This window comes from Phyllobacterium sp. P5_D12, from assembly GCF_054049495.1.
The window spans coordinates 1-3,941 of sequence record NZ_JBFUMG010000421.1 but is presented as its reverse complement, the minus strand read 5'-3'; the positions used below and the strand labels follow the sequence as shown (position 1 = coordinate 3,941).

General features: G+C 58.2%; 1 protein-coding gene and 1 pseudogene. Both read right to left on the bottom strand.

Features of this window, described 5'->3' with window-relative positions; translation table 11 throughout:
• Window positions 1-337: pseudogene (gltD, locus tag ACXJ5O_RS20850) on the bottom strand (glutamate synthase); the annotation flags it as partial.
• Window positions 338-395: 58 nt separating this feature from the next.
• Window positions 396-3,941 (bottom strand): glutamate synthase large subunit (gene gltB / locus ACXJ5O_RS20845; protein WP_457301556.1); only part of this gene is annotated, 3,546 nt, incomplete at its 5' end.

The following is a 3,941-nucleotide window of genomic DNA, read 5'->3' as shown; positions in this document are numbered from 1 at the left end:
CTTCGAGGTTGAGCGTACAGGCCTCTTCACATGGCGCCGGACAGATTCTGCCGGTAAATTCCGGGAAATTATTGGTGGAATGCAGGTTTCTGATCGCCTCATCCCAATTGTCGTTGTAGACGAGATCATTCCAGTCCGGAATCTGATTGTGGATCGGGCAGCCCGTAGGCCCATGGCAAAACGGAATCCCGCAATCCATGCAGCGTGCAGCCTGCTTTTTGACCTCGCCATCCGACATGGGAATGGTGAATTCCCTGAAGTGCCGTATGCGATCCGACGCGGGCTGATACTTGCCGACCTGCCGGTCGATCTCGAGAAAACCTGTAACCTTACCCATAAAACTGTTCCCATGCTGAGCGTCGCCGCGGCACCGCTCTAAGCGTAAAGCATTGATATTATTCGGCTGCGACACCCATCCGCATACGCTCCATGTCTTCGAGCGCGCGGCGATATTCGACCGGCATGACTTTCACGAATTTCGGCCGGAAGGTTTCCCAGTTGTCGAGAATTTCCTTGGCGCGGCCCGAACCCGTATAGTGCATGTGGTTCGAGATCAGCTGCACCAGACGCTCTTCATCGTGACGGGTCATATTGCCCGAAACGTCGACGCGTCCCTTGTGCATGAGATCGCCGCCGTGATGATGCAGCTTCTCGAGGATGTCGTCCTCCTCCGGAACCGGCTCCAGTTCGACCATCGCCATGTTGCAGCGCTGAGCAAAATCGCCTGCTTCATCAAGCACATAGGCAACACCGCCCGACATGCCTGCCGCAAAGTTGCGCCCAGTCTGGCCGATAACGACGACAACGCCGCCGGTCATGTATTCGCAGCCATGATCGCCTGTACCTTCGACGACTGCGATGGCGCCCGAGTTGCGGACAGCGAAACGCTCGCCGGCCACGCCGCGGAAATAGGCCTCGCCCTCGATAGCGCCGTAAAGCACGGTATTGCCGACAATGATCGAGTCTTCCGGCACGATTTTCGTGTTCTCCGGCGGACGAATGACGATGCGGCCGCMGCAAAGACCCTTGCCGACATAATCGTTGCCGTCGCCGATCAGTTCGAACGAAATGCCGCGCGCAAGGAACGCCCCGAAGGATTGCCCAGCAGTTCCGGTGAACTTGACGGAAATTGTGTCCTCTTTCAGGCCTTTATGGCGGTAACGCTTGGCGACTTCACCCGACAGCATCGCGCCGGCGGAACGATCGACATTCTTGATACCCATCTCGATCTTGACCGGAATCCTGCTTTCGAGCGCGGTCTTCGCCTGCTCGATCAGCTTGCGGTCGAGAATATCGACGATCGGGTGGTTCTGCCGTTCGGTCCAGCGTGTCTTCTCCTCGGGCGCCTCCGGCTTGTGGAAAATGCGTGTGAAATCAAGACCCTTGGCCTTCCAGTGGTCAATCATCTCGCGCTTTTCGAGAAGCTCAGCCTTGCCGACAATCTCTTCAAGCTTGGTGTAGCCCATCTCTGCAAGGAACTGCCGCACCTCTTCCGCCATATAGAAGAAGAAATTGATGACATGTTCCGGCGTGCCCTTGAAACGCTTGCGCAAAACCGGATCCTGCGTCGCCACGCCGACCGGACAGGTGTTGAGATGGCACTTGCGCATAAGGATACAACCCGTCGCAATCAAAGGAGCCGTAGAGAAGCCGAACTCGTCAGCGCCGAGCAGCGCACCGATGATGACGTCGCGGCCAGTCCGCAAACCACCGTCCACCTGAAGGGCGATGCGCGAACGAAGCCCGTTCAGCACCAGCGTCTGCTGTGTTTCGGCCAGCCCCATTTCCCATGGGCTGCCCGCATGCTTGAGCGATGTTAGCGGCGAAGCGCCCGTTCCGCCGTCATAACCGGAGATCGTGATGTGATCGGCACGCGCCTTGGCAACACCGGCCGCGACAGTTCCGACGCCGACTTCCGAGACGAGCTTGACCGAGACATCCGCTTCCGGATTGACGTTCTTCAGATCGTAGATGAGCTGCGCCAGATCCTCGATGGAATAGATGTCATGATGTGGCGGCGGCGAAATCAGACCGACGCCAGGCGTGGAATGACGGGTCTTGGCGACAGTCGCATCGACCTTGTGGCCCGGGAGCTGACCGCCTTCGCCGGGCTTGGCACCCTGCGCGACCTTGATCTGCATCATATCGGAATTGACGAGATATTCCGTCGTCACGCCAAAACGGCCGGACGCTACCTGCTTGATCGCCGAGCGCTCGGGATTTGGCTTGCCGTCGGGGAGCGGATAGAAACGATCCGGCTCCTCGCCGCCCTCGCCGGTGTTCGACTTGCCGCCGATCCGGTTCATGGCAATGGCCAGTGTCGTATGTGCCTCGCGGCTGATCGAACCGAAGGACATGGCCCCTGTCGAGAACCGCTTGACGATGTCTTTGGCAGGCTCAACCTGATCGATTGGGATGGGCTTGCGGCCGCTATCCGACGCCATTTTGATCTTGAACAGGCCGCGGATCGTCTGTGCCTGCGCCGACTGGTTGTTCACCATGTCGGAATATTCCTTGAACGTCGCCGGCGATTCAGTCCGCACGGCGTGCTGCAGCTTTGCGACTGCGTCGGGTGACCAGAGATGCGCCTCGCCGCGGATGCGATAGGCATATTCGCCGCCGACCTCAAGCGTACTCATCAGCACAGGATCATTGCCGAACGCGTCGCGGTGCCGGCGAACAGTTTCCTCCGCAACCTCTTCAAGACCCACACCTTCGATCATGGTTGCGGTCCCGAAGAAGTACCGGTCAACAAATTCCGATTTGAGGCCTACAGCATCGAAGATCTGCGCACCGCAATAGGACTGGTATGTGGAAATGCCCATCTTGGACATGACCTTCAAAATGCCTTTGCCAATCGACTTGATGTAACGCGCGACGATTTCACGCGAGTCGACTTCCGGCGGGAACTCGCCGCGCTTGTGCATGTCGAGCAGCGTGTCGAATGCCAGATAGGGATTGATCGCTTCCGCCCCATAGCCGGYAAGGCAGCAAAAATGATGCACTTCGCGAGGCTCACCGGATTCGACCACAAGGCCTACCGATGTGCGCAAGCCTTTGCGAATCAGATGATGATGGACTGCGGCGACAGCCAGCAACGCGGGGATCGGGATGCGATCCGGTCCCACCTGACGATCCGACAGGATAATGATGTTATAACCGCCATGCACCGCTGCTTCGGCGCGGTCACAAAGCCGCTCGACTGCACCGGCCATGCCTGCCGCGCCTTCTTCGACATTATAGGCGGTGTCCAGTGTCTTGGTGTCGAAGCGATCTTCCGTGTGACCAATCGAACGTATCTTTTCCAGATCGCCATTGGTCAGGATCGGCTGGCGCACCTCAAGCCGCTTGCGGCGCGATGTACCCACCAGATCGAAGATGTTCGGACGCGGGCCGATGAACGACACAAGGCTCATCACCAGCTCTTCACGGATCGGATCGATCGGCGGGTTGGTGACCTGCGCAAAGTTCTGCTTGAAATAGGTGTAAAGCATCTTCGACTTGTCAGACATCGCCGAGATCGGCGTGTCCGTACCCATCGAACCAATGGCTTCCTGGCCCGTGGTCGCCATGGGCGCCATCAGGATACGCGTATCTTCCTGAGTGTAGCCGAAAGCCTGCTGACGATCGAGAAGACTGACATCCTTGCGCAGCGCGCGTGGTTCCACCGGGCTCAATTCTTCCAGAATGAGCTGCGTGTTCTTCAGCCACTGCTTGTAAGGATGGCGGTTGGCGATCTCCGACTTGATCGTGTCATCTGAAACGATCTCGCCCTTTTCCATGTCGATCAGCAGCATGCGGCCTGGCTGCAGCCGCCACTTCTTGACGATCTTTTCTTCTGGTACGGGCAGAACCCCGGYTTCCGATGCCATGATCACAAAATCATCATCGGTGACGAGATAGCGCGCCGGGCGCAGTCCGTTGCGGTCTAGAGTTGCGCC